The sequence below is a fragment of the Brooklawnia sp. genome, assembly GCF_032229645.1.
Lineage (GTDB): Bacteria > Actinomycetota > Actinomycetes > Propionibacteriales > Propionibacteriaceae > Brooklawnia.
Genome location: NZ_JAVTWX010000115.1, coordinates 1 through 23,839 on the forward strand (window position 1 = coordinate 1; position 23,839 = coordinate 23,839).

Annotated in this window: 22 protein-coding genes; 8 read left to right on the forward strand and 14 right to left on the reverse strand. The window is 63.8% G+C overall.

Annotated elements, in window-relative coordinates:
- Positions 1–329: 329 nt before the first annotated feature.
- Positions 330–944 (forward strand): GPP34 family phosphoprotein, encoded by a 615-nt coding sequence (locus tag AAFP05_RS08355; protein ID WP_341729399.1) that lies wholly within the window; start codon positions 330–332, stop codon positions 942–944.
- 18 nt (positions 945–962) lie between these two features.
- Here AAFP05_RS08355 and tsaA read toward each other — a convergent pair whose 3' ends face one another.
- Together tsaA and AAFP05_RS08365 are read right to left on the reverse strand one after the other, a co-directional pair.
- On the reverse strand, positions 963–1,634 hold the full coding sequence (gene tsaA / locus AAFP05_RS08360; RefSeq protein WP_341729400.1) for a tRNA (N6-threonylcarbamoyladenosine(37)-N6)-methyltransferase TrmO: 672 nt from the start codon (positions 1,632–1,634) through the stop codon (positions 963–965).
- A gap of 64 nt (positions 1,635–1,698) precedes the next feature.
- Complete coding sequence (locus AAFP05_RS08365; protein WP_341729401.1) at positions 1,699–2,421, reverse strand: PIG-L deacetylase family protein; 723 nt, start codon at positions 2,419–2,421, stop codon at positions 1,699–1,701.
- Between the two features lie 116 nt (positions 2,422–2,537).
- Between AAFP05_RS08365 and AAFP05_RS08370 the strand changes: the two genes are divergently transcribed.
- The 3 genes from AAFP05_RS08370 to AAFP05_RS08380 all read left to right on the forward strand — a co-directional run bounded on the left by AAFP05_RS08370 (position 2,538) and on the right by AAFP05_RS08380 (position 6,308).
- The gene (locus tag AAFP05_RS08370; RefSeq protein ID WP_341729402.1) at positions 2,538–3,437 is read left to right on the forward strand and encodes an AEC family transporter; all 900 of its coding nucleotides are present in this window, start codon (positions 2,538–2,540) and stop codon (positions 3,435–3,437) included.
- A gap of 73 nt (positions 3,438–3,510) precedes the next feature.
- Entirely contained in the window at positions 3,511–5,001 is a 1,491-nt protein-coding gene (locus tag AAFP05_RS08375; protein WP_341729403.1) for a DUF1846 domain-containing protein, read from the forward strand.
- A 53-nt stretch (positions 5,002–5,054) separates the two neighbouring features.
- A complete protein-coding gene (locus AAFP05_RS08380) occupies positions 5,055–6,308 on the forward strand; it encodes an MFS transporter (RefSeq protein WP_341729404.1) in 1,254 nt (417 codons plus the stop codon).
- On the opposite strand, the gene AAFP05_RS08385 is transcribed toward AAFP05_RS08380, so the two are convergent.
- The 5 genes from AAFP05_RS08385 to AAFP05_RS08405 form a co-directional block, all read right to left on the reverse strand.
- Positions 6,287–7,297, reverse strand: coding sequence for a hypothetical protein (locus AAFP05_RS08385; protein WP_341729405.1), 1,011 nt, complete (start codon positions 7,295–7,297; stop codon positions 6,287–6,289). The genes AAFP05_RS08380 and AAFP05_RS08385 overlap by 22 nt on opposite strands.
- A 93-nt stretch (positions 7,298–7,390) precedes the next feature.
- Positions 7,391–8,296, reverse strand: coding sequence for a cation diffusion facilitator family transporter (locus AAFP05_RS08390; protein ID WP_341729406.1), 906 nt, complete (start codon positions 8,294–8,296; stop codon positions 7,391–7,393).
- Positions 8,293–8,613, reverse strand: a complete 321-nt coding sequence (locus AAFP05_RS08395) for a metalloregulator ArsR/SmtB family transcription factor (RefSeq protein WP_341729407.1) — start codon at positions 8,611–8,613, stop codon at positions 8,293–8,295. The genes AAFP05_RS08390 and AAFP05_RS08395 overlap by 4 nt, the downstream gene beginning before the upstream one ends.
- A gap of 110 nt (positions 8,614–8,723) precedes the next feature.
- The gene (gene codB, locus AAFP05_RS08400; RefSeq protein ID WP_341729408.1) at positions 8,724–10,019 is read right to left on the reverse strand and encodes a cytosine permease; all 1,296 of its coding nucleotides are present in this window, start codon (positions 10,017–10,019) and stop codon (positions 8,724–8,726) included.
- Entirely contained in the window at positions 10,016–10,477 is a 462-nt protein-coding gene (locus AAFP05_RS08405) for a nucleoside deaminase (protein ID WP_341729409.1), read from the reverse strand. The genes codB and AAFP05_RS08405 overlap by 4 nt, the downstream gene beginning before the upstream one ends.
- A 165-nt stretch (positions 10,478–10,642) precedes the next feature.
- Here AAFP05_RS08405 and AAFP05_RS08410 point away from each other — a divergent pair, with 165 nt between their 5' ends.
- The gene (locus AAFP05_RS08410; protein ID WP_341729410.1) at positions 10,643–11,653 is read left to right on the forward strand and encodes a PEP/pyruvate-binding domain-containing protein; all 1,011 of its coding nucleotides are present in this window, start codon (positions 10,643–10,645) and stop codon (positions 11,651–11,653) included.
- Between the two features lie 32 nt (positions 11,654–11,685).
- On the forward strand, positions 11,686–12,894 hold the full coding sequence (locus AAFP05_RS08415) for a PEP-utilizing enzyme (protein WP_341729411.1): 1,209 nt from the start codon (positions 11,686–11,688) through the stop codon (positions 12,892–12,894).
- A 95-nt stretch (positions 12,895–12,989) separates the two neighbouring features.
- Here the strand turns inward: AAFP05_RS08415 and AAFP05_RS08420 are convergent, their stop codons facing one another.
- The 6 genes from AAFP05_RS08420 to AAFP05_RS08445 form a co-directional block, all read right to left on the reverse strand.
- On the reverse strand, positions 12,990–13,634 hold the full coding sequence (locus AAFP05_RS08420) for a DUF4203 domain-containing protein (protein WP_341729412.1): 645 nt from the start codon (positions 13,632–13,634) through the stop codon (positions 12,990–12,992).
- Between the two features lie 64 nt (positions 13,635–13,698).
- On the reverse strand, positions 13,699–16,071 hold the full coding sequence (locus AAFP05_RS08425; RefSeq protein ID WP_341729413.1) for an excinuclease ABC subunit UvrA: 2,373 nt from the start codon (positions 16,069–16,071) through the stop codon (positions 13,699–13,701).
- A 105-nt stretch (positions 16,072–16,176) separates the two neighbouring features.
- On the reverse strand, positions 16,177–17,229 hold the full coding sequence (locus AAFP05_RS08430; RefSeq protein ID WP_341729414.1) for a hypothetical protein: 1,053 nt from the start codon (positions 17,227–17,229) through the stop codon (positions 16,177–16,179).
- Between the two features lie 80 nt (positions 17,230–17,309).
- Positions 17,310–18,167 (reverse strand): SDR family NAD(P)-dependent oxidoreductase, encoded by an 858-nt coding sequence (locus AAFP05_RS08435; RefSeq protein WP_341729415.1) that lies wholly within the window; start codon positions 18,165–18,167, stop codon positions 17,310–17,312.
- A gap of 38 nt (positions 18,168–18,205) precedes the next feature.
- Positions 18,206–19,054: an acetoacetate decarboxylase family protein gene (locus tag AAFP05_RS08440; protein ID WP_341729416.1), complete on the reverse strand. Its 849-nt coding sequence runs from the start codon at positions 19,052–19,054 to the stop codon at positions 18,206–18,208.
- Positions 19,051–21,003 (reverse strand): FAD-dependent oxidoreductase, encoded by a 1,953-nt coding sequence (locus AAFP05_RS08445; RefSeq protein WP_341729417.1) that lies wholly within the window; start codon positions 21,001–21,003, stop codon positions 19,051–19,053. The genes AAFP05_RS08440 and AAFP05_RS08445 overlap by 4 nt, the downstream gene beginning before the upstream one ends.
- Positions 21,004–21,170: 167 nt before the next feature.
- Here AAFP05_RS08445 and yaaA point away from each other — a divergent pair, with 167 nt between their 5' ends.
- Positions 21,171–21,956: a peroxide stress protein YaaA gene (gene yaaA, locus AAFP05_RS08450; protein ID WP_341729418.1), complete on the forward strand. Its 786-nt coding sequence runs from the start codon at positions 21,171–21,173 to the stop codon at positions 21,954–21,956.
- Positions 21,953–22,636: a YigZ family protein gene (locus AAFP05_RS08455; protein ID WP_341729419.1), complete on the forward strand. Its 684-nt coding sequence runs from the start codon at positions 21,953–21,955 to the stop codon at positions 22,634–22,636. Before yaaA ends, AAFP05_RS08455 begins: the two co-directional genes overlap by 4 nt.
- Positions 22,637–22,662: 26 nt before the next feature.
- Here the strand turns inward: AAFP05_RS08455 and AAFP05_RS08460 are convergent, their stop codons facing one another.
- Positions 22,663–23,838: an ABC transporter substrate-binding protein gene (locus tag AAFP05_RS08460; RefSeq protein ID WP_341729420.1), complete on the reverse strand. Its 1,176-nt coding sequence runs from the start codon at positions 23,836–23,838 to the stop codon at positions 22,663–22,665.
- Between the last annotated feature and the right edge of the window lies 1 nt (position 23,839).

Sequence of the window (23,839 nt, forward strand, 5' to 3'; positions counted from 1 at the left end):
CGATTTCGGCTGCGATCAACTGGTGGTGCGCGTGGTCGATCGCGTCCAGAATGTCGCTGTTTGACTCATGCTCGATGGCGAGGGTGCCGGACAAGACGGGCTGCACGCTTGCCGTGTTCAACGCGGCGGCTGGTAGTCGGAAGACTTCGTCCAGATCTGGGGGTGTTCTCATATCGAAAGTCTAGTCGAACGAAAGTTCGAATGCAAGAGAAGATTCGATACGGTGTGCGATGAAGCGGTCAACGGTCCATCGTGGACCGCCTAGTCCCGGGGCGGACGCCAAGTCCGGTGCTCAACGCGTGTGACTGCCTACCTCTAGGCTCGGAGCCATGGAGTTCTTCGGGAATCTGGTGCATCAAATCGTGCTGCTGGCGATCGACCCACGCTCCGGACGCGTTCGTGCCCGCTCCAACGTGGAGCTGGCCGCAGTCGGTGCTGCGCTGGCCGAACTCGCGATGCAGGAGCGGATCGCGCTGGTCGGCAAGAAGGTGCACCTCTTCGATCCACGTCCGGTCGATGATCCCCTGCTCGACGCGCTGCTGCGGGTGCTGAGTACCCACGCCGACCGTCGCCCCGTTCGCATCATTCAGGCGGGCGGCAGGTTCTATCTCGATCAATCGCTCGGCGATCTGCTCCGTGCCGGGTGGCTGCTGCAAACCACCCCGGGTGGGCCGCTCGGCCCCCGGTACCAGGTGATGAATGTTCCGCCTCTGACGAGCGCCCGCGATCTGGCGTCCGCCGCGATCCATGACCCAGAGCGGGTTTCGCCTCGCGCAGCCTGTCTGGGAGGCCTGGCGCTGGAAGTCGGATTCGGCAAGAAACTGGCCCCCGAGGTCGGCTGGCGCCGGCGATACCGGGCACAACGTGTGCTCTGGAAGCGGGATTGGGCGGTGAAGGCGGTCCGCGACATCATCGCGTCCCAACAAGCGGCAGCCGCGAGCTGAGCTAGCGTCCTTGGGCCCCTAGCTCAACCGTTCGATCTGGCAGACCCTCAGCACGCGATCGGCAACCCGGAATCTCACGTTCAATCCAGCGAAGCCCATGCCGTAGAGGCGGTCCGGATCGTCCTGATAGGCCGGACGCGGGTCCTCGGCGAGTACCCCGAGCAAGCTCGCTCGCTGATCCTCGGGCACCTGGCCAAGCAGATCGTCCGCGATCTCGACCCGCAGGCGATAGTCAGAATTGCTGGTGGTGAAGCCGAACGCCGCATCGGCATGCATGTCGGCCGCAATATAGGGCTTGATGTCGAAGATCGGGGTGCCGTCCATCAGGTCAGCGCCTCCCACACTCAACAACGGGCCCAGCGCGGCGTCCAAGCGAACGCCCAGCAGGCGCACCGACGACAGCCCGATCGGATTCGGCCGGAATGGCGAGCGGGTGGCGAAGACACCGAGACGCCGCTCGCCACCCAAACGCGGCGGGCGAACGGTCGGTTTCCATTGCTCGCGAATGGCAGCTGAAAACTCCCAGATCAGCCACAGATGGCTGAACCCATCGATGCCGCGGATGGCGTCCGGGTTGCGGAACGGTGGCTCAAAGACAACGTCGGCGGCAAGTCCGGGAACCAGTCCGGCCTGGCGTGGAATGCCAAACTTGGCGGGAAAGGCGCTGTGAATACGAGCTATCGGTTCCATCGTCAGAGTGGTCGCCAGGCGGGACTCTGCTCGTCCGGAATGGGCGGTGGGACGATGCCTGTGCTCACAGTTCGATGACCTCGAACCCAACAGCCAGTGGAACGCCCGCCCGCTCGCCGGCCGAGCTGGCTATTTGTTCGAGGAAGATACGAGGGTCGCTCATTGCGTGTTCGCCGAGACCCGCAAGATAGTAGCGATGTGCGGCCAGGGAGGCGACCCCGGCATCGAAACTCGCGGTGACATCGACGAATGCATCGGCCTGCGGGCTGCCGGAGACCAAGATGCGCTGCGCCTTCCACGGCTGCAACCCGTCGGAGAGCAACTCGGGGAAGACCCAGCGGTTGGCAGCGTCCCGGGTCCCATCGATCACCGCCCGTCCGACAGCAATGTGATCGGCCTGGTTATAACGTCCGGGACCGAACTGATCGTGATGATTGATGGTGATCACCAGATCGGGTTGCGCCTCACGGATGGCCTTCGCGATATCGCGGCGCAGCTCGAGCCCATAGCTGATCATGCCGTCACGATGATCGAGGAATTCGACATCGTTTACCCCGACCAGCGCGGCACCCTCGACTTCTTCCTGCATCCGGATCGGCGCGCAGGCCTTCGGCGGAATCGCGTCGATCCCGGCCTCACCTCGAGTGACCAGCAGATAGCCGATCTGCTTTCCTTGCGCCGTCCAGCGGGCGATCGCCGAAGCCGCGCCGTATTCGAGATCGTCAGGGTGCGCAACGATGGCCAATGCCGACGAGAAGTCCTCGTTGAGCGGAGTGAGATCAGTCATGCATCCACTGTAGGTGGGCACTGTCCGATAGGTCAGGCTATCGGCGGGTTCGGAGCAGCGTCCCACCGGCGTCCCACCGGCATTCAAGTTCGATCAACTGCCCTAAGGTGTCAGGCATGCTGACCGCTCTCTTCGAGGTCATGCTGCCGGTCTTTGTCATCGCCGGAGTCGGATTCTTGCTCGCCCGGCGATTCACCATCGACCAGCTCAGCTTGAACAAGATCCAGCTTTACGCGTTGACGCCGGCGCTTGCCTTCAGCTCAATCATGGACACCTCGGTCTCCGCCACAGACGTCGCGCATCTCGCGCTCGGTTACCTGGGCACCACCCTGGTGCTGGGCCTGGTCGCCGCGGTAGCCGTCCGAATCCTTGCGAAGCCGGCGCGTAACGGGGTAGTGGCCTCGGTGCTGTTGGGAAACAACGGCAATTTCGGGCTGCCGATCGCGCTGCTGGCCCTCGGTCAGGAGGGTCTGGACCGGGCGATCGTGATCTTCATGATCTCTATCGTGCTGATTTGGACGGTCGGTCCGGTGCTCTTCGGAGTCGCGCCTACTGTGCGTGGCACAGTGGCGAATATCGTGAAGCTGCCAGTGCTCTGGGCCATTCTGGTGGCGACTGTCTTCCGGGCAATAGGAGTCGAGCTGCCCGCCGGCTTGGACACCTCGGTGCACATGGTCGGCAGCGCCGCGGTTCCGATGATCCTGATCGCCCTGGGCATTCAACTCGGCTACGGCAAGCGGATAGGCTTCGGCAAGACCGTGCTCACCGCGACAGTGCTGAAGCTGGCCGCGGCGCCGCTGCTGGCCTGGGGAGTCTGTTGGCTGCTCGGCCTGCGTGGGCAGGACCTGCAGTCGATCATGCTGGCTCAGTCGATGCCGACCGCGGTCAACGTATTCCTCTTGGCGCTCGAGTACGACAAGGACGCCGAGTCGATTGCGGCGATCGTCGCGGCGACGACATTGGTCAGTCTGGTGACGATCTCGATCGTCGTCTCCCAGTTGGGGGCATTCGTTTAGGAGCGTCCTTGGTTAGTGGCGGTCGGTGACGACCGGCTATGATCTGGCCGTTAGCGCACCTGTAGGGAGGGCAATGCACGCCGTGGGTTTCGATCGAGACAAGTACATCGCTCTTCAGACTGAACACATCATCGCGCGGCGCAACAAGTTCGGCGGCAAGCTCTACCTCGAATTCGGTGGCAAGCTCTTCGACGATATGCACGCCTCGCGCGTGCTGCCCGGCTTCACGCCCGACAACAAGATCGTGATGCTGGAGCAACTCGCCGACGAGGTCGAGGTCGTGGTGGTGGTCAGCGCACTCGACCTGGCCCGCAACAAGGTGCGTGCTGACCTGGGCATCTCGTACGAAGCCGACGTACTACGGCTGATCGACGCTTTCCGCTCCTACGGGTTGTACGTGAGTTCGGTCGTCATCTCGCACGTCACCGACAACAACCCGCAGGCCAGGCGCTTCAGGCGCAAGCTGGAGCGCGGCGGACTGAAGGTCTACAAGCACTATCCGATCAAGGGTTATCCGAACGATGTCTCGCTCATCGTGAGTGACGAGGGATATGGCCGAAACGAGTGCATCGAGACCACCCGCGATCTGGTGGTGGTGACCGCGCCAGGGCCGGGTAGCGGCAAGATGGCGACCTGCCTGTCCCAGCTGTATCACGACTACAAGCGCGGCCTCACCTCGGGATACGCCAAGTTCGAGACCTTCCCGATCTGGAATCTGCCGCTCGATCATCCGGTCAACATGGCCTATGAGGCCGCCACCGCCGACCTGGACGATGTCAACATGATCGACCCCTTCCATCTGGCGGCCTACGGCGAGCAGGTGGTCAACTACAACCGCGATGTCGAGGTCTTCCCGGTGCTCAACCGGCTCTTCGAGCAGATCCTCGGACACTCCCCGTACAAGTCGCCCACCGATATGGGCGTCAACATGGCCGGGCTGTGCATCAGCGACGACGAGGCCTGCCGCGAGGCGTCCAAACAGGAGATCATCCGCCGCTACTACAAGGCGCTGGTGACCGAACGCCGTGACGAACTCGAGCCGACCCAGTCCGATTCCATCGCGCTGCTGATGAGCAGCCTGAACCTCACCAAGCAGGACCGTCCGGTCGTGAATCCCGCGCTCGACATGGAGAAGCGGACGAAGAATCCGGCCGCCGCCATCGAACTACCCGATGGGCGCATCATCACTGGCAAGACCTCGCCGCTGCTCGGGGCCTGCTCGGCAATGCTGCTGGACTCACTCAAGGCACTGGCCGGTATCGATCCCGATGTCAAGCTGCTCGCGACTGAGACAATCGAGCCGATCCAGACGCTCAAGACCGCGCATCTGGGTAGCCACAACCCGCGATTGCACACCGATGAGGTGCTCATCGCCCTGTCCGTGAGCGCCAATTCGGACGAGAACGCTCGTCGTGCGCTGGCGGAGCTCGCTCAGCTGCGCGGCTGCGATGTGCATTCGTCGGTGATTCTCGGGTCAGTGGACGAAGCGATCTTCCGCAATCTGGGCGTCCAGGTGACATGCGAGCCGGTCTACCAATCGAAGTCGCTGTACAAGAAGCGCTGAGCGGGTCATAGACTCGGTGTGCTGCACCCGATCCAGGAGAAAGCTCGATATCAATGACTCAGGCCAACGCAGGTGGTTGGCGCCCCTGGATCGTTTGGATAGCCGGAACGGTCGCGTTCATCGCGGCGATGTTCTCGCGCACCTCGTTCGGGGTTGCCGCCATTCCGGCCGCCGAGCAGTTCTCTGCTCCGGTCGGAGCGATGAGCGTTTTCGTGATAGTCCAGGCCGGGGTCTACGCGGCGATGCAGATTCCTGCCGGCGCGGTGCTCGACCGGCTGGGCAGCCGCATGTCGATTGCGATCGGACTCGGCGTGATGACCGTGGGCCAGGTCGGGCTCGCCTTCGCGACATCGTTCCCGCTCGGATTGGTCGCCCGCGTCCTGATCGGTGGCGGCGATGCATTGATCTTCTCCTCGTCGATCAGGCTGATCATGCTGTGGTTTCCGCCCGGTAAGGTTCCGGTTCTCACCCAGATCACCGCTGTTGCCGGGCAGGCCGGACAATGGCTGTCAGCCGTGCCGCTCGTGATGATCTTGACCGATCAAGGCTGGACCCCGGCCTTCCTGGCGGTGGCCGCGGTTTGCTTCCTCGCGTGGCTGCTCAATGTCATCGCCGTGCGCGATGCGCCGCCCGGAATTGTGGTGACCTCGCGCGGCAGTGGCGGAGTGTTCGCGGGGGTGCGCGAGGTGATGGCGATGCCGGCCGCTCAGCTGGCCTTCTTCGTACACATGCTGGGGGCCTCCGCGCCGATCGCGTTCACGATGATGTGGGGCTTTCCGTATCTCACTTCGGCGCAGGGCCAAAGCGATGCTCAGGCCGGGATCCTGTTCACCATCCTGGTCATTTCCAGCATGGTCATCGGACCGTTCGTGGGCATGCTGACCAGGAGATTCGCATCTTGGCGAGTCTGGTTGGCTCTCATCATCGTCGCCATCGCCGCCGTGGTCTGGGCGGCGGTGCTGATCTGGCCAGGCTCCGCCCCTCACTGGTTGCTGGTGCTGCTGTTGATCATGATGGGTGCGACGCCACCGGCGTCCAATATCGCCTTCGACATCAACCGCAGCTACGTGCCGGCCCACCGGATAGGCACGGCCACCGGCGTCGCCATCGTCGGTGGCTTCTCGGCCGGGCTGTTCGTGGTCGCCGCCATCGGTGTGCTGCTCGGCTTCCTGGGCGGACCAAACCCCAGCCCGGACGATTTTCGCATCGCGATGTCGAGCCAGCTGCTCGTTTGGGTGTTCGCCGCGATCATGGTCGTGCGCACGCGCCGCCGGGTGCTGGACAGCTATCCCGACGCCGAGGAATGAGACCGGCTCAACCGAGGCTCGGGTGCGTGGACGCCTGCGCGATCTGCTGCGACTGGTCCAGTGACTTTCCCGGCCGGCGGTGCCTGCCGGGCTGCGGATGCCAATCGAAGTCCGCCAGGGCAAGTGGCCCGGCCATCGTCCTGCGCGCCACATGCAGGTAGCCATTGGGATCCGTTATAATCTGCCAGCTGACCAGGCTGATGGTGTCGTTCTCGATCTCCAGTCCGGTGATGTAGTCGGGAAACAGACACGCACCGGTGTTGAAGTAGGGGGGCATCGTCGCCCATCGGGAAGCGCTCGCGGTGGGTATGTCCGCAGATCAGCGCGGTTCCGTGCTCGAGAATCCAGCGAACGTAGTTGCGTTCCACCTTGTGGCGCCGGTAGCTGTTACGGGTCGGACTGGACGGGCTATGAATGCCCAGTGCGTGTAGATGCCGCCAGAAGACGCGGAAGGTGAGCATTGACGCCCGCCATGCCTGGTCGTTGGGGAAGTCGCCCTGATGCCCGTGCACCGTGAGGATCTCCTGACCAGTGTCCTTATGGCGCAGCAGCACGGCCTCTTCCACCTTCGTGCCGTCGAGAAGAGGCTCGGCACGCCCGGTCACGTGGTTGAGACGCAGGTAAAGGTGCTCACGCACATACTGGGGGTCGCGCAACTGCATGTCATGGTTGCCGTAGATGCGGATATATCGCTTCTTGAGGTGGAACTGGCGGATCAGCTGGAAGACCTCGGGATTTGCCTTGAGGATGTGGTGGAACTTCGAGTACTCCCACAACTCGTCGTTGTCGCCCGCCTCGATGAGGGTGAACTCCTCGTCGAGGTAGTGTTGCAACGCCGCCTCGAAGATGTCACGGTCCTTGTGGAACTCGTCGGCCAAGCTACCATCGCCGCGGTGCGAGTCACTGAAAATCACGATCTTGGACGACGAGTCGATCTCGAGCAATCGAGCATTTCGGTATGCCCGGGTGAGTCTCGGCATGGTTCGCATGGATTCCTGCCTTTCGCCAACCCTTACGACTATCGAGCGTAGTCTCCCGAACCGTGACCCCGGTAGACAGTTGCTGTGAGTTTTGCGCTCGGATCACCAACCCGCGTGGTCGCATTCTTCGCGGCTTGCCGACTCCGACTGCAGCGTGATGTGCGAGATGCCGAAGTCGTCGCGCAACAGGCGCTGTGCGGCAAGCATGGTGTCGGGCCGGGTGGTCACGATATGTGCCGAGATCACATCCATTCCCGATGTCAGCTGCCAGACATGTAGATCATGTACTTCGGCCATGCCGGGAAGACTCTCCAGCGCAGCCTGGATTTCGGCGGGCTCAACGCCCGGGGGAGCGGACTGCGCCAAGACGCGCAGCACCTCACGGCCCAGCATGGCGGCTCGCACCGCGATGAACACAGCGATTCCCAATGCGATGATGGTGTCCCACCAGGAGCTGCCGGTGAGGCCGACGAGAACGGCAGCGACGATGACGCCGACCGACCCTAGCGCGTCGGCCAGCACCTCAAGATAGGCGCCCTTGATGTTGAGACTCTCCGCGGAGCCGCCGCGCAGCATCAGGATGCCGATGATGTTGACCACCAAGCCGAGGATTCCGACCGCCAACATCGTCCCGGACGCCGGCTCGGGAGCATGGCCGAAGCGTCCGATCGCCTCGATGGTGATGAAGACGGCGACTGCCAGCATGATCAGCACGGCAAGGCCGGACGCGAAGACCTCGACACGGTAGTTGCCGAAGGTCCGGCGTCCGAATTTGTCCTGGCGGGGTGCCAGGTGAACCGCCAATAGCGCCGCGCCCAGGGTGACGACGTCTGCGGCCATGTGTCCGGCGTCACCGAGCAGCGCCAGCGATCCGGAGTCGAGCGCCGCCAGAAGTTCGATCACGAAGAACCCCGCGACCAGGGCGAATGTGATGATTAACCGCGAGCGGTGCTTGCCCGCGGCGGAGACTGCATGGGAGTGCGAATGCGAATGGGAGTGCCCGCTCATGAACTTTCCTCGTCGTCGGGGGCGTAATGGGTGGTGTGCTCGAGCGTGATGCCGAGCAGCTCCCGGACGTGATCGTCGGAGAGCCGGTACCAGATCTTGCGGCCATCGCGGCGGCCCGTGACCACGCCGGAGGCTCGCAGCAGACGCAAGGCTTGGGAGACTGTGGATTCGCCGGTGCCGGTGGCCAAGGCGAGGTCGCTGACGTAGAGTTCGCCCGCGTCCAACAGCGCATAGAGCAGCCTGGTGCGGGTAGGGTCGCCCAGCAACTTGAAGAGGGCTGCCACGCGGGTGATCTCGTCGTACTCGGGCATCTGCATTCCACCATTATTGCAACATGTGAACAGTTATTCAGATGTTAGACCATGGCCCGTGTTTTTGTCACTCCTTTGTAACAAAAAAGTCTGCTGCCTGAATGCGGTCTACCAGCTCAATTGCCGACGCTCGGGCGCGGCCGGAGCCGCGAGCCCAGCCAGGAGAGGGCGATGGCCACCACGATGCCGATGACCGGCGGGATGCCGAGGCTGAAGACGCCCGAGAACCAGGCGCACAGGCTCGCGATCGCATAGCTGCCCAGATTGATGGTGTTGAACTTCGGCAGAGTTTCGCCCACCGGCATCTGGGTGGTGCGCCAACGGGCGATGTAGTCGCCGATGATGACCCCGCCCAGCGGCGGGATGAACGTGCCCAGCAGGTTGAGATACTGCGGCAGATGGGCGTCCACGCCTGCCAGAGCGAGCACGGTGCCGATGATGGATCCGCCGACCACGAAGGGGATCTTGGTCTGCTTCTCGAAGAGCTCGGCCCCGGCCACGCCGAATGCGTAGGCGGTGTCGGCGTTCGATTTCCAAAGGTTCCCGAAGAGCAGGAAGAGCCCCCAGCCGACCAGCCCGAGATCGTAGAGCACCAGCACGAAGTCGCCCTCGCCGAAGGTGATGGCACCCACGGCTCCGAAGAAGATCATCAGACCGTTGCCGATCAGGAATCCGATGAGTGCGGCCAAGACCGCCTGCTTGCCGGTGCGTCCGAATCTTGTCCAGTTGGGTGCCTGAGTGCCGGCCGAGGCGAAAGTGCCGACCACCGTGGTGATCGCGACAGCCAGGGTCATCGTGGAGTCCGGCTGGATCGCGGCCAGGCCTGCCCAGCCGCCCACCTCGGCGAGCGATCGGTAGGTCACCCAGACGGCGAGGATCAGGATCAGGGGAGTGGAGACCAGAGAGACCCAGTACATGCCGCGGTAGCCGTAGCAGGCCGTGATACACATCAGAGCGCTGACCACGATCATGATCGCGGCTTTGGCGGAGAACGACTGCCAGCCGAAGGCTTGTGCGGTCAGGCTACCGATCGTGCCGATGACTACGCCATACCATCCGATCTGAGTACCGCCGAGCAGAATGGACGCGAGCTTCGAGCCCCGGGTGCCCAAGGTATAGCGGGCCATTACCACGGTGGTGAGACGCGTGCGAGCGCCGATCCAGCTGAGAACCGCGACATAGCTGCCGAGCACGACCGAACCGCCGAGGATGACCAGGAGTAGCCGGCGCAGGCCGAATGCTTCGCCCAGCGACGCGCCGGCGAGCATGGTCGGAGTGAAGATCGTGAAGCCCAGCAGCACCACGGCGAGCGAGAAGAAGCTCTTGCGGGCGTGCTCGGGTACCGGGGTTACCGGATAGTCCGGATCGACGGTCTTCGGTTCGGTCGTCGCTGCGGTGAGTTCGGTGCTCACGCGTCCTCGCCGATGTCTTCGGCCCACATCTCGGGGCGTTCGGTCATCATCTTGGTCATCAGCTCGATGCAGGTCGGATCGTCGACGACGACCAGCTCCTTGCCGTTCGACTTCAGCCATTCCTCGGAGACCTGGAAGCTGCGGTTCTCGCCGATCACGATGCGGGGGATCTCGTAGAGTGTCGCGGTGCCGGCGCACATATAGCAGGGGGAGAGCGTGGTGTACAGCGTGCACTCACGGTAGATGCTGGCCGGCAGGCGTCCGGCATTTTCGATGCAGTCGGTCTCGCCGTGGCGAATCGCGCTGCCCAGCTGTTCGCGGCGGTTGCGGCCGACGGCGAGCACCGTGCCGTTGTGCACCAGAGCGGCGCCGATCGGGACGCCACCTTCTTCCCAGCCGATCTGGGCCTGCTCGATGGCGAGGTCCAAGAATCTGCGGTCGTCTTCGCTCAGCGGCATGACGATTCCTCTTTTCTTGACGTGGTTTATGTGAAACTCGCCATGGCGAGGCCACCGTATATTTTGACATGTCGGACGAGGGTGTTTGCTCATGGACCACCAGAGCGGCACAGTCCGCAGGAATCCGGCGGGCTCACGTTGGCCCGAGCAGCCTATGCTGACCGGGTGAACGAGATTCGTTGGCTGAACGAACTCACCCGCGACGACCTGCCCGTGGCAGGCGGCAAGGGCGCCAATCTGGGAGAACTCGTCAGGGCCGGGTTCCCGGTGCCGGACGGCTTTGTGGTCACGACCGCCGGCTATGACCGAATGACTGCCGAGCTGGCCGACGCCGTGTGCGCGGCCTACCGGCGGCTCGGTGATGGTGCGGTGGCCGTCAGATCCTCGGCAACAGCCGAGGACTTGGCCGAGGCGAGCTTCGCCGGTCAACAGGACACCTATCTCAACGTGAACGGCGAGCACGATCTGTTGCGAGCAATCGAGGACTGCTGGGCGTCGCTGTGGACCGATCGGGCGGTCCGCTACCGGGCCGAGCACGGGGTCTCGGACGATGGCCTGGCGCTGGCGGTCGTCGTCCAGCGGCTGGTGCCCGCCGAGGCGGCGGGCGTGATGTTCACCGCGAACCCGGCGAACGGACGCACCGAGGAGACCGTGATCACCGCGGCCTGGGGGCTGGGCGAGGCCGTGGTCTCGGGACTGGTCGACACCGATACGATCACCGTCGACACCACCACGAAACGCATCATCGGCAACCAGGTCGCCGACAAGGTCTTGCGCATCGATCCGCAGGAGGACCGGTCGGGTTCGCGCACGTTCACCCGATCGACAACTCAGGCCGAGCGGCATGCGGCCGTGTTGAGCGACGCGGAGGCGTTGCGGCTTGCCGAGTTGGGGTCGGCCATCGAACGGCATTTCGGCAAGCCCCAGGACATCGAATGGGTGCGCGCCGGCGGCGAGTTCAGCATCGTGCAGGCTCGTCCGATCACCGCCTTGCCGCCCAGAACCGGCCCGATACCGCAGGATTGGCCGATGCCGGCCCGAGGGCTGTACTTCAGGGCGAGCATCACCGAGCAGTTGCCCGACCCGTTGACGCCGCTGTTCGCCGATCTGATGGCCAGTGCCGTGCCGGCAGGCTTGGACCGGATGATGGACGAGCTGATGGGCGCCACCGGCTGAAGAGGCAGGGGGAGCCGAGCGCCCAGGACTTCTTGCTGGGATCGGACTCCGAACCGATTCGCGCGGAGAAGGCGCTCTTCGATCTGGCTGCGTGGGCGGCCCCGCAGGCTGCGCTGAAAGCGGCGTTGACAAGTGACGATGTAGACATCTTGGGGAGCCGGCCAGCGGACGGCGTAGACGATGAGGTCTGGCACCAGTGGACGCAGCGGTTCCGCGACTATCTCGGCGCCCACGGTCACGTGCTGTTCAACCTAGACTTCGTCAATCCGGTGGCCGCGGACGACCCGTCGCCGATTGAGCAGAGTCTGCGTTTCTATCTGGCCAACGATGCCGCAGGCCCCTACCGTCGGCAGCAGGAGTTGATCGCGAAACGCGATGAGGTGACGGCCACACTGCTCGGGCGACTGCACGGACCGTTGCGCAGCCGGATCTCGCAGTTGCTGGGCTGGGCGCAGCGGCTCGGCCCGCTTCGCGAAGACGCTCTGGCGGCGATGGGGCTGGGCTGGCCGACGGCTCGTCGATTGTTGCGGGAGCTTGGGGGCAGGCTGGTGTCCGCCGGTGCCATCGACGAGGCGATGGATGCCTGCTGGCTGAGCCTGGCCGAGGTGCAACGGTGCGCGGCGGCACTCGACGGGTACGGCGAAATGCCGGAGGGGCTACCTGACCAGATCGCCGGACGGCAGGCCAGGGCTCGTGGTCAACGACAAGTGAGCCCCCCTCAGTACCTGCCGAAAAACAAGCTGATGGACGCCTTCGAATGGATGTATCCGGCCAAGTCCAGTGGCGAGGACGTGACAGTGCTCAGCGGCACGGGTGGCAGTGGGGGACTCGTGACCGCACGCGCCCGGGTCGTGACGGGTCCCGAGGACTTCTCGACGTTCCAAGCCGGGGAGGTGCTGGTGGCGTCGATCACCACGCCTGCCTACACGCCCTTGTTCGCGATTGCCTCCGGGGTGGTGACCGACATCGGCGGCGTCCTGAGCCACGGATCGATCGTGGCACGCGAGTACGCGATACCGGCGGTGCTAGGTACCGGCGATGCGACGAGGATGATCCACACCGGTGACCAGATCACCGTCGACGGCAGTGCCGGAAAGGTATTCCTGGCGGGCTCGTCGGCAGCCGCGCCGGAGTCGACCAGGCCCGCCTTCGGCAAGCGTTTCTGGGTGTTGGCAGGTGCGGGCGTGCTCGCCAGCGCGATGATCGTCCGGCGTGTGCTGCGTGGTCGACGGGTCGGGTAGCGTGGATCATTCGGATCCGTTTTGACATAATGTCGCTTATCGGTCACATGGGACTGTCGCGGGATCAGCCCGCGACGCGCAAGGATCGGCCCGGCTCAAGCTGCCGACGACTTCGCCGAAGCGTCCCAGGCCTGGGATTGCCATTTGCGCGAGGCACGGCCTTGCACCACGATGCCGCCCACGACCAGGACGAGGTACAGCGCCGTCCACCACCAACCGGCTGCGGCCGGGTATGAGGTGGCTGCAGAATCGGTGAAGTCGGCGAGACTCAGAACTCCCACGATGAGCATCACGCCCGAAACGGCGACCGATGCGCCACCCAGCGTCGACAGCACCACCAGCAGTATCGACGGCACGTCGAGGCTCAATGCCGCGATTCCGATCAGCACCGCGATGATCATTGCCACGGCCACGACCAGCCAGTTCCAGGTGATGCCGAGCGCCGCCATCACGGCCACGCCGGTGGCAAAACCCAGCGACGCCACGGCGATGAGAACAGCAACCGCGTAGTAGGCGTAGGCGAGCCACGCGAACAGCACGGCAACGATCACACCGACCACCCAGCCGGCGGTGCCAGCCAAGAAGCCCTCGCCCAGCCAGCCGGCCACAACTCCGGCTCCCAGCGAGAAGCCCACGAATGCGCCCCAGATCGTGATGGCTGCGCGCAGTACGACAGCACCGAGAAAGCAGAACAGCACGCCCACTGCGATGGCTACGATTCCGAACGCGAGATCGCTCATGGTGCAAGCGTAAAGTGAACACGGCACGGGGCGTGCGAAGCGGGTCAATCGCGCAAAAGTGAGGTCAGCTCACGTATGCGGCCAGGTGCTTACCCGTCAGCGTCGAGCGATCGGCAACCAGAGCAGCAGGGCTTCCGGTGAAGACCACCTGGCCACCATCACTTCCCGCGCCCGGCCCCAGATCGATGATCCAATCCGCGTGAGCCATCACCGCCTGATGGTGTTCGATGACAATCACCGACTTCCCGGAGTCCACCAGCCTGTCCAGCAGGCCGAGAAGCTGCTCCACGTCGGCGAGATGAAGACCGGAGGTCGGCTCGTCCAGCACATAGATGCCACCGCTCTCCCCCATCCGGCTGGCCAGTTTCAGACGCTGCCGTTCGCCACCTGACAAGGTCGTGAGGGGTTGCCCGAGGGTCAGATAGCCCAATCCGACGTCGACCAGGTGTTGCAGGATCTTCTTGGCCGCAGGGGTCTTTGCCTCTCCCTGTGAGAAGTACTCCAAGGCCTCGATCATGGGCAGATCCAGCACCTCGGCGATATTGCGTCCGTCCACCCGGTACTCGAGCACGGACGCTTGATAGCGCTTGCCATCGCATTCCTGACAACGGCTCGCCACGGTTGCCATGAAACCCAGATCGGTGAAAACCATGCCCGCCCCGTTGCAGGCCGGGCAGGCGCCTTCGGAGTTCGCGCTGAACAGCGCCGGCTTCACACCGTTCACCTTCGCGAAGGTCTTGCGGATGGAATCGAGCGCACCGGTGTAGGTGGCCGGATTCGAGCGCCGAGAGCCCTTGATGGCGCCCTGATCGATTTCGATCACGCCATTGCGGCCACCGAGCGAGCCGTGGATCAATGAGCTCTTGCCCGATCCGGCCACCCCGGTCACCACGGTCAGCACGCCCAGCGGGATGTCGACGTCGACGCCCTTCAGGTTGTGATCGGACGCGCCGCGGATCTCCAGCCTCCCGGACGCCTCGCGCACCTTCGGCTTCAGTTTGGCGCGATCATCCACATGGCGTCCGGTGAGGGTGCCGCTGGCCCGGAGTTCGTCGAAACTACCCTGAAAGACGATCTCACCGCCGCCTGCTCCGGCGTGCGGGCCGAGATCGACTATCTCGTCCGCGATGGCGATCACCTCGGGCTTGTGCTCCACCACCAGCACGGTGTTGCCCTTATCCCGTAGTCGCAAGAGCAAGTCGTTCGCCCGCTGAATGTCGTGCGGATGCAGCCCGACGGTCGGTTCGTCGAAGACGTAGGTGACATCGGTCAGCGATGAGCCGAGATGGCGCACCATCTTCGTCCGCTGTGCCTCTCCCCCGGACAATGTGCCTGCCGGACGATCCAGACTCAGGTAGCCCAGACCGATCTCGACGAAGGAATCCAGCAGGTGACCCAGGCTATCGAGCAGCGGCCTTGCGGACGGCTCATCCACCTGGGCGATCCACCGGGCCAGGTCGGTGATCTGCATTGCGCAGACATCGCCGATGGAGCGACCCTCGATCTTCGAGTTGCGGGCGGGCTCGGCCAGCCTGGTGCCGTCGCATTCGGGGCAGGTCTGGAAGGTGACCGCCCGCTCCACGAACGCTCGGATGTGTGGCTGCATCGATTCGGGATCCTTGGAGAGCATCGATTTCGTGATCTTCGGAATCAGGCCCTCATAGGTGACATTGATGCCCTCGACCTTGATCCGCGTCGGCTCGTGATAGAGCAGATCGTGCAGCTCGCGCTTGGAGTAGTCGCGAATGGGCTTGTCAGGATCGAAGTATCCGGATCCGATGAAGATCCGGCCGTACCAGCCGTCCATGCTGTAGCCGGGAACCTTGAACGGATTGTCAGTCAGCGACTTCGAATCGTCATAGAGCTCGGCCAGCGCGAGATCCGAGACGGTGCCCATGCCTTCACAGCGCGGGCACATGCCACCGATCAGCGTATAGGTGCGTTTCTCTGCCCGGGCCGCGGCATTTTTTCTTACGGTGACTGCACCCGATCCGGAAACCGACGGAGTGTTGAACGAGAAGGCCTGCGGTCCCCCGATGTGCGGTCTGGCGAGACGACTGAACAGGAGTCTGAGCAGGGCATTCGCGTCCGTCGCGGTACCCAGGGTGGAGCGCACGTTGGCGCCCAGCCGCTCCTGGTCGACGATGATCGCCGTGGTGAGACCATCGAGCTGATCGACCTCGGGACGATCGAGGCTGGGCATGAAACCCTGGACGAACGCGCTGTAGGTTTCGTTGATCATCCGCTGCGATTCGGCGGCGATGGTGTCGAAGACCAGCGAACTCTTACCCGATCCGGACAGGCCGGTGAAGACGGTCAGTCGGCGCTTGCGGATGTCGACATCGACGCCTTTGAGATTGTTCTCGCGGGCACCACGCACCCGGATCAGATCGTGCTGATCGGCCGGATGCCCATCGGTCGTTCCAGCTTCAGTCATCGCTGATGTCCTCACTGCCCGCCGGGAATCCCGGGCTGATCGACGAGATCTGTCAAACCTCTCAGCCACGATATCCAGCGGCTCCAACGCCGCGAGCCGTCACATTCAGGCCGGCACCACAGCAGTCCGTTCAGTTCGTGCAGGCTGTGTGGCCCGCGCAATGATGAGCGGTACCAACGCCTTGAACAGCAGTGTGTTGTGCAAGACGATGATCAGCAGGAACTGGAAGTAGTTGAGCACGTCGAAGCCCATGAAGCGCAGCACGACCCAGAAGACCACGGACATCTCGACGGCCATCGGCAGCAGCAACACCAAACCGAAGACGACCGAGTTCTCGGGCAGCCAGGCCACCCACGGATTGCGTACCGGGCTGATCGGGATCTCGCCACGCATCCGCAGGCCCCACAGCTGTTTGTGCAGCGGTGGCAGGAAGAAGAGGGAGACCAGCAACGCCGTGATACAGCCTGTGATCGCGATTCCCGAGCGCAGCGTCGGCGCGACCACCATCAACCTGTCCGGGGTGAAGCTCACGCTGCCGAAGACCAATCCCATCAGCAGGCCGAACCCTGCCTGCGCCTTGATGTCATTGAGTCGATCGCTGAAATAGCTGATCCGGGGCATCGGATTCGCCACCTTCTCGCTGCCTCGTTGAATCGGCGCATCCGCCGGGGTGGCGCAGTCGGGCTGGATGAAGCGCAACACGGCGAACCGGCTGATCAGCTGACACAGGAGCAGCGAGTAGATGATCTTCAAGCCGAGCATCTGGACGAAGGTGAATACATCGATCTGATAGACCTTCATCAGCAACCAGAAGACCAACGGTGTGGCGATACCGAAGACCACCGCCGAGAGCGCGGCCAGCAGCCAGCGCTGCCGGGGCAACCGCTGGATCGCGGTGCTGATGGGAACCTCGCCAGGCAGTGTGCCGGCCTGGCGCATCCGGACGATCCATTCCGCGATGATCGGCACCGTGATGAACGAGGTCGTGATGCCGCAGATCGTGGTGTCGGTGATCACATCCGGCATACCGAAAGGCCTCTGCCAGCTGAATATGCAGATCACCCCGGCGTTCACGACGACCGTGATCGCGAACAACCACCATCGTCGCAGGTACGGTAGCTGGCCCTGTTTGACTGGGCTGAATGCTGGCTTCTTCATGGCGTCCCCTTCCCGGCCTGTCCGCTTCTCGCCCGCCCTTGATGACTTCCGCCCTTCGCCGACCCCGCTGTGCGCCGCGGTCAGACAGCCATCTTTCCGCCGCGGCGCTGGCGGGCGACATTGAGGAGGTAGTCGTCCAAACCCGCCATGATTCGCGGATCGGTACTGAAGCACTGATCGGCACCGGAAACGTCGCCGTCATCACCGAGAATGACGCGGTCATTCTTCGCGGCGCCGGCAAGTATCCGCTGAGCCGACTGCAGCGCTGTCTGCGCCGTGTCGGGAACCCCGAGGTCCCCCCAGATAGCTGTCGCGGTGGTGCCCGGCGTCGCGGACGATATCTTGATCTGGTCGTCCCAGAACTCATATCGCAGTGCCAGGGTGAGCCCGTTGAGGGCAGCCTTGGTGGCGGCATAGCGAGTCTGGTAGGCCATCGGGGTGAAAGCGATACCGGAGATGACGTTGATGATCTGACCGCCTCCTTGAGCCTGCATGATCGGTATCACGGCCCGGCAGCCGTACAACGCGCCATAGAAGTTCAGGGCGAAGGCGGTCTGCCAGTCCTGGTCGGTCGATACGGGCAGGATCTTGGCAATCTCGGTCTCGGTTGATGGCGTCACAAAGCAGCCGCCGAACCCTGCGCCGGCGTTGTTGATCAGCAGATCGATGCGTCCGGACGAGAACTCGGCGGCTTGTTCGATCAGTTCGGTGACCTGGCTCTGCTGGGTGACATCGCAGAGTATGCCTGCCACCTGGCCGGGATAGCTTTGCGAGAGCCGTGCGGTGTGGCGCTCAAGGCTCTCTCGGTTGAAATCGGCCAGCACGGCCTTGTCGGCGCCAAAGTCGAGCAATTCCTCGATGAGGGCCAGCCCTACACCCGAGGCCGCCCCGGTCACCACTGCATTCTTGCCGCGGAAGTAGTCTTTTTCGATATTCATGACGATTCACCCCTGTTCTGATGCGACCGATCTGTCGGTCATTCAAAGTGCTGATGTTCGGCACAGGCCACCGAGCGATCCCAGCGTCCGGAGAAGAGATAGCGCATGGTCTCATCGATGTCTGATGCTGGGTATTCGTAGATCTTGGTGAGCGATTCAACCCAGTTGTCACTTCGCATCCAGCCGGCCGAGACGATCTCGTTGATCGGGACCTCCGCCCACGGATCATCGATGGAGGGCTGCATCGTGATGGTGGCTGCTGCTGGTTCCCAATGATCGAAGCCGGTCTTGCTCGCGTACTGATAGACAGCGAGCTCAGCGAACGCCAGGTTCGTCCCGATCGAATAGCGGTGGACGAAGCAGCCGCCCGATTCGACATATCGTTCGCCGCTCATACAGGCCTCCTGCGGCACCGACGTCTGCGGCGAGTTGTAATGGCCCACCTCGAGTTCGACATCGATCAGCCGGATCCCTTTGCGTTCGATGAAGCAATGCGCGTAGTCGTCAAGGCGATCTACAACGATGCGCTCGCACAGTTTCTTGGGCAGTCCTGATGTCTCCCGCCCGGAGAATGCTCCCATCAGCGCGCCCGGGCCGCTCAGTTGCAGATTGAGGAAATACACTCCGCTGATATCGCCGTACCGGGCGATCAGACCGATGCCACCCTCCATGTACCACGGCGCGAAGGTGGGTTCCTTGATATTGACGATGTAGACGTAGCAGAGCGGTGCTTGTGGATCGGTCAGCGTCAGCGGCGGTGGCAGCAGCCTAGCCACCGACGAGTCGGTGATGCCGACCAACGCGATGCCTTCCTGGGCGTTCATCGCGGCGTCCTTCATGAAGCTGGCTGACACCTGCGCGTCAACGAAGAAGCTGCCGTTTTTCATGCTGGTCTCCTCCCGGGACTCTGGTTTGTTGTTGGTGCGAAGACGGATGCCTGTGCATAGGCGTCCTGGGTGGCTTCGAGGATGCGGCCGCTTCGCGCGGCATCGCCGATGACGCGAACACCCGGCAGCGAACGATAGCGTTCGGCCACATCGGCACGAGGGCGTACGCCTGCGGCCAATACGACATGGTCGGCAGGCACGATCTCGGTGGTCTCATCGCTGAGCCGGGTGAGTTGGACGCTGTCCGCGCCGATGGCATCAAGCCGGTGCCCGGTCAACACCGTTGGCCGACCTACCGACACTCGGCCCATGACATCATCCACGACCATCGGCAACATGCCCGGACCCACGTGCGGGAGCATCTCCACCAACGTGATCCGGCAGCCGCGTTCGATCAAGATCTCGGCGGCCTCCAGGCCAGTCATCCCGGTTCCGATGACCGCAACCTGACCGCTTGGATCGGCCCGGCCCATCAAGACATCCTCGGCGGTGCAGACATGTGCGGCGCCGGTACCAGGGACCGGCGGACGCCACGGCTGCGCACCGCAGGCGACAAAGACCCCGCAGGGTTCGAGCGCTTCGATCTCCTGAACACTCGGCGCCGACCCGAGATGCACCGTGATCTCCGCCGTCCGGACTTGCTCGCGCAGGTAGCGGATGTAGGCGCTGATCGACTCCTTATGGCGACCCTTCTCGGCGATGACCAGGGCACCGCCCAGTTCGGGCTGTTCCTCGAAGATCACCGGCGTGAACTTCCGTTCGGCCAGCACGAGGGCGGCCTGAATACCCGCAGGACCACCACCGATGATCGCCACCGTTCGCCCGTCGCCGTCGCGATCGAGGACGCCGAACTCCCGCTCGCGACCGCACTGCGGGTTGACCGCGCACTTGATTCGCCGTGGTTTCACGATCTCCCCGAAACAGGCCAGACAGCCGATGCATGGGCAGATCTCGGTCTCGCGTCCTGCGCGCGACTTCAGGCACCACAGCGGATCTGCCAGTTGGGCCCGGGCAACGCCCACAAAGTCGCAGGAACCGTTGGTCAGCAACTGCTCGGCTATGCGGGGTTCCTTCACATTGCTGACCGCGATCACCGGCACGGACACCACGTCTTTGATCAGCCGGGCCATGAACTGTTTCCAGCCCTGCTGATAGCTGCCCGGCTCGATGCAGCCTGCAGTGAAACAGCTCACGTCAATGGCGTCCGCGCCCGCCGCCTCGGCGGCGCAGGCGATGCGTTGCGCTTCGCGATGGTCGATGCCGCCGCTCAGCGCTTCCTCGGCGTTGATCCGAACGCTGACCGGAAAGCCGGTACCGCAATTCGCACGTATCGCTGCGATGATCTCGACCAGGAACCTCATGCGATTCTCGAAGCCGCCACCGTAGCGATCGGTGCGCCGGTTCATCGCGGGCGAGAGAAATTGGTTGATGAGGTAGCCGTGCGCCCCGTGCAATTCGATTCCGTCAGCTCCCGCGAGCTGGGCTATGGAGGCACCGAGAGCGAACTTGCCCACCAACTCGGCGCATTCATCGGTGCTGAGTTCACGGGGCGATTCGCCCCCGCCGGCCCCAGGGACGGCAGAGGGAGCGACCGGCCGAGTACCGGTGACGAACGGCGAAGCGGCACCGCCGGGATGGTGCAGTTGGACGAAGAAGCGCGTCTCGTATTTGTGAATGACATCGACCACGCGTTGCAGTTCTTGGACATCCGAGGCTCCGATAGCCGACATCTGGCTGGGCTCGCCGATTCCGGCGCCATCGTCGATGCGGGTGATGCCGCTGATGATCAAACCGGTTCCGCCGCGGGCCCTTGCCTCGTAGAACGCGATCAGGTCGTCGCTGACTCCGCCCCCGGCCTTCGCCAGGTTCGTGCCCATCGCCGTCATCACAACGCGATTGGGAATGGTCAACCGGCCGATAGAAGCCGCGCTGAAGAGATTGTCGTACATGACGACCGCCCCGGTGTTTAGGCCAGTCTGACTGGCTATTGGTGAACTACGATGTTCTGATTGAAGCCTAGCGAAATTGGTGGTTGACAAGCGCTTTCACCGTATTTCTCCCGGTTATGGTGAACTCAGTCAGCTTCGTCCGGGCAAATCTCAAGTAGCGTAGAGGAATGCTCGTGCTCCTCTCCCCTGCTAAGAGCCTGGATTTCGAGTCCCGGCCGGCGACTCGCAAACACACCGAACCGCGATTGCTGGACCGCTCGACCGAGCTCATCGAGGTACTGCGCACGAAGTCCCCCGATGAGTTGGCCCGGTTGATGAAGATCTCCGACGAGCTGGCGGTGCTCAACGTCGCCCGCTACGCCGACTTCGAGACGCCGTTCACGACGAAGAACGCTCGCGCTGCCGTGCTGGCCTTCGACGGCGATGTCTACCGCGGCATGGACGCGGCCCACAGCTTCACCGAACGCGACTTCACCGAGGCTCAGAAGACGATCAGGATCCTCTCGGGCCTGTACGGGGTGCTGCGTCCGCTCGATCTGATTCAGCCCTACCGGCTGGAAATGGGGATTGGGTTGGCCACCGCCCGGGGTCGCGATCTGGTCGACTACTGGGGTGACGTGCCCAGCCGGCTGCTGGCAGACGATCTGGCGGAATCGCCAGGCGCCGACGCGGTGATCAACCTGGCTTCCCAGGAGTACTTCGCCGCGGTCAATCCCGGGGTGCTCGCGGTACCGATCATCTCGCCGCGCTTCGAGGAGATCACGCCGTCGGGCAAACGCCGGATGGTCTCGTTCTACGCCAAGCATGCGCGCGGCGCGATGGCGGCCTGGCTGGTGACCAACCGGGTGCGCAGCGTCCGCAAGATCCGGGACTTCGACGCCGACGGCTACCACTTCGACCAGCACTCCTCCACTGTGAGCCGGCCTGTCTTCGTGCGTCCACAGGCATCGTGACCGTCAGCCACTACGTGGTGCTGCGGGCCGGGGCGCGTCCGAGATCGCAGATCGAGATCAAGAAGTCGCGATTCCTGGGCTACGCCGCCCGCACCGCGAGCGAGGACGAGGCCCGCGACTTCTTGGCGCTGGTACGCCGCGAACACCGCGAGGCCCGGCACGTCTGCCATGCCTTCGTCCTGGGACCCGACCGCAGCATCCAGCGGTCCAGCGACGACGCAGAACCATCCGGGACCGCAGGCGTCCCGATTCTGAAGGCCATCGCCGCGCGCCAGACCTCACCAGGCCTGACCGAACTCTCGGACACGACCGTCGCCGTGGTGCGCTACTTCGGCGGCATCAAGCTTGGGGCGGGAGGCCTCGTGCAGGCATATTCCGAGGCGGCCGCGGCCGTGCTCGATGCCGCCCCGCTCGTCGACAGGCGACGCATGCGGCTGATCGAACTCGACCTGCCCATCGGTGAGGCTGCCCGTATCGAAACCAGGATGCGCGCACAGGGTACGCGGATCGAATCCGTCGACTACCAGGCCGATCGGGTTCGGCTGAGGATCGCCGTCCCGGACGAACCGGCAGAACTCGACGCCATGCTGACCGCCCTGGCCGCCATCACAGCGGGCGAGGCATCTCCGGTGCTCGGTGCCGCGGTCTGGCACGATCTGGAGGCGGCGAGCCGGCGCTGACCACGACCAGCGCGAAGACGATAGGGCTACCCGCCGCCGATGTGGGCCAGCGAGACGGGCACACCACCGGCGAGCTCGACGACCAGGGCGTCCTTGCTGACCTGATGATCGTCGCCGATGCTGAAGCGTCCGCCGGCGCCATCAACACCGCGAGTCGATTCGATTGCGCTCTGCACGTCGATACCCGTCAGCTCGTCGGCCTGTGCGATGCCGGCGATGGCCAACAGCGCGGCATCGTATGCCATCGCCGCGTGCGCGTCCGGATCAGCGCCGTAGGTTTGCCGATAGGCATCCAAGAAGCGCTGGGCGACCTTGTTGCCGGTGTCCTGGCCGCTGAACTGCGTGACGACATAGACCTTGGTGAGGGCGTCCGGGCCCGCGACCTCGTTCGCCAGCGGTGTGCCGAGGTCGCCGGTGCCCAGGATCGGTTGGTCGATGCCTGCCCCCCGAAGTGTCCGGATCATCGTCGCGGTCTCGGGTAGCGGTGCCGCGATATAGATCACATCGGCCGGATCGGCCTGAAGTGCGGTCACGAACCTGGTGTAGTCGGTCTCGCCGGACTCGAAGCTGTCCTGGACGCCGAGAGTGCCGCCGGCTGCCGCAAAACCGCTGACGAAGGCATCGGCGAACTCGTTGGCGAAGCCCTGCTGCCCGGTCCTGAAGACTGCGGCACTGGATGCCGACAGATTCGTCTTCGCGAAGCTCGCCATCGCGGCACCTTGCTGGCCGAGTCCCAGACAGCTGCGGAAGGCGAACTGATGGACGGTGCCGTTCGCGTCGTTGAGTCTGTTGGAGTCACAAGCCGAACCGGAGATCACCGGGATCTGGTGGCGGTCGGCGACCGGCAATGTCAGCGCGAAGAGTCCGTCGCTGACCGGGCCGATGACGGCCAATGCACGCTGCTGGCTCATCAGTGTGGTTGCCATCGCCACCGTCTTGCCGGCATCGCCGCGATTGTCCGCCGTGAACAGTTCGATCTGGTGGCCGTGTACGCCGCCGGCCGCATTCGTCTGATCGACCGCGACCTGGACTCCCTTGGCCATCGCGTCGCCATAGGGCGCCAGGTCACCGGTCAACTCCGCGTTGACGCCGAGACGAATCGTGTCTCCGGAATGCCGTTGCGAGCCCACCGTCGACGTACATCCGGCCAGCAATGCCAGACCGGCAATCAGGCCGACCACCGAACGCACGGGGAGCTGCACG

Bases quoted from the DNA above. Each gene is read 5' to 3' on its own strand.
- AAFP05_RS08440 (WP_341729416.1), bottom strand. From the start codon at position 19,054: ATGAAAAACGGCAGCTTCTTCGTTGACGCGCAGGTGTCAGCCAGCTTC.
- AAFP05_RS08430 (WP_341729414.1), bottom strand. From the start codon at position 17,229: ATGAAGAAGCCAGCATTCAGCCCAGTCAAACAGGGCCAGCTACCGTAC.
- AAFP05_RS08405 (WP_341729409.1), bottom strand. From the start codon at position 10,477: ATGCCGCTGAGCGAAGACGACCGCAGATTCTTGGACCTCGCCATCGAG.
- AAFP05_RS08385 (WP_341729405.1), bottom strand. From the start codon at position 7,297: ATGCGAACCATGCCGAGACTCACCCGGGCATACCGAAATGCTCGATTG.
- AAFP05_RS08425 (WP_341729413.1), bottom strand. From the start codon at position 16,071: ATGACTGAAGCTGGAACGACCGATGGGCATCCGGCCGATCAGCACGAT.
- AAFP05_RS08420 (WP_341729412.1), bottom strand. From the start codon at position 13,634: ATGAGCGATCTCGCGTTCGGAATCGTAGCCATCGCAGTGGGCGTGCTG.
- AAFP05_RS08395 (WP_341729407.1), bottom strand. From the start codon at position 8,613: ATGCAGATGCCCGAGTACGACGAGATCACCCGCGTGGCAGCCCTCTTC.
- AAFP05_RS08390 (WP_341729406.1), bottom strand. From the start codon at position 8,296: ATGAGCGGGCACTCCCATTCGCATTCGCACTCCCATGCAGTCTCCGCC.
- AAFP05_RS08435 (WP_341729415.1), bottom strand. From the start codon at position 18,167: ATGAATATCGAAAAAGACTACTTCCGCGGCAAGAATGCAGTGGTGACC.
- AAFP05_RS08365 (WP_341729401.1), bottom strand. From the start codon at position 2,421: ATGACTGATCTCACTCCGCTCAACGAGGACTTCTCGTCGGCATTGGCC.
- AAFP05_RS08445 (WP_341729417.1), bottom strand. From the start codon at position 21,003: ATGTACGACAATCTCTTCAGCGCGGCTTCTATCGGCCGGTTGACCATT.
- AAFP05_RS08355 (WP_341729399.1), top strand. From the start codon at position 330: ATGGAGTTCTTCGGGAATCTGGTGCATCAAATCGTGCTGCTGGCGATC.
- tsaA (WP_341729400.1), bottom strand. From the start codon at position 1,634: ATGGAACCGATAGCTCGTATTCACAGCGCCTTTCCCGCCAAGTTTGGC.
- AAFP05_RS08380 (WP_341729404.1), top strand. From the start codon at position 5,055: ATGACTCAGGCCAACGCAGGTGGTTGGCGCCCCTGGATCGTTTGGATA.
- AAFP05_RS08375 (WP_341729403.1), top strand. From the start codon at position 3,511: ATGCACGCCGTGGGTTTCGATCGAGACAAGTACATCGCTCTTCAGACT.
- yaaA (WP_341729418.1), top strand. From the start codon at position 21,171: ATGCTCGTGCTCCTCTCCCCTGCTAAGAGCCTGGATTTCGAGTCCCGG.
- AAFP05_RS08370 (WP_341729402.1), top strand. From the start codon at position 2,538: ATGCTGACCGCTCTCTTCGAGGTCATGCTGCCGGTCTTTGTCATCGCC.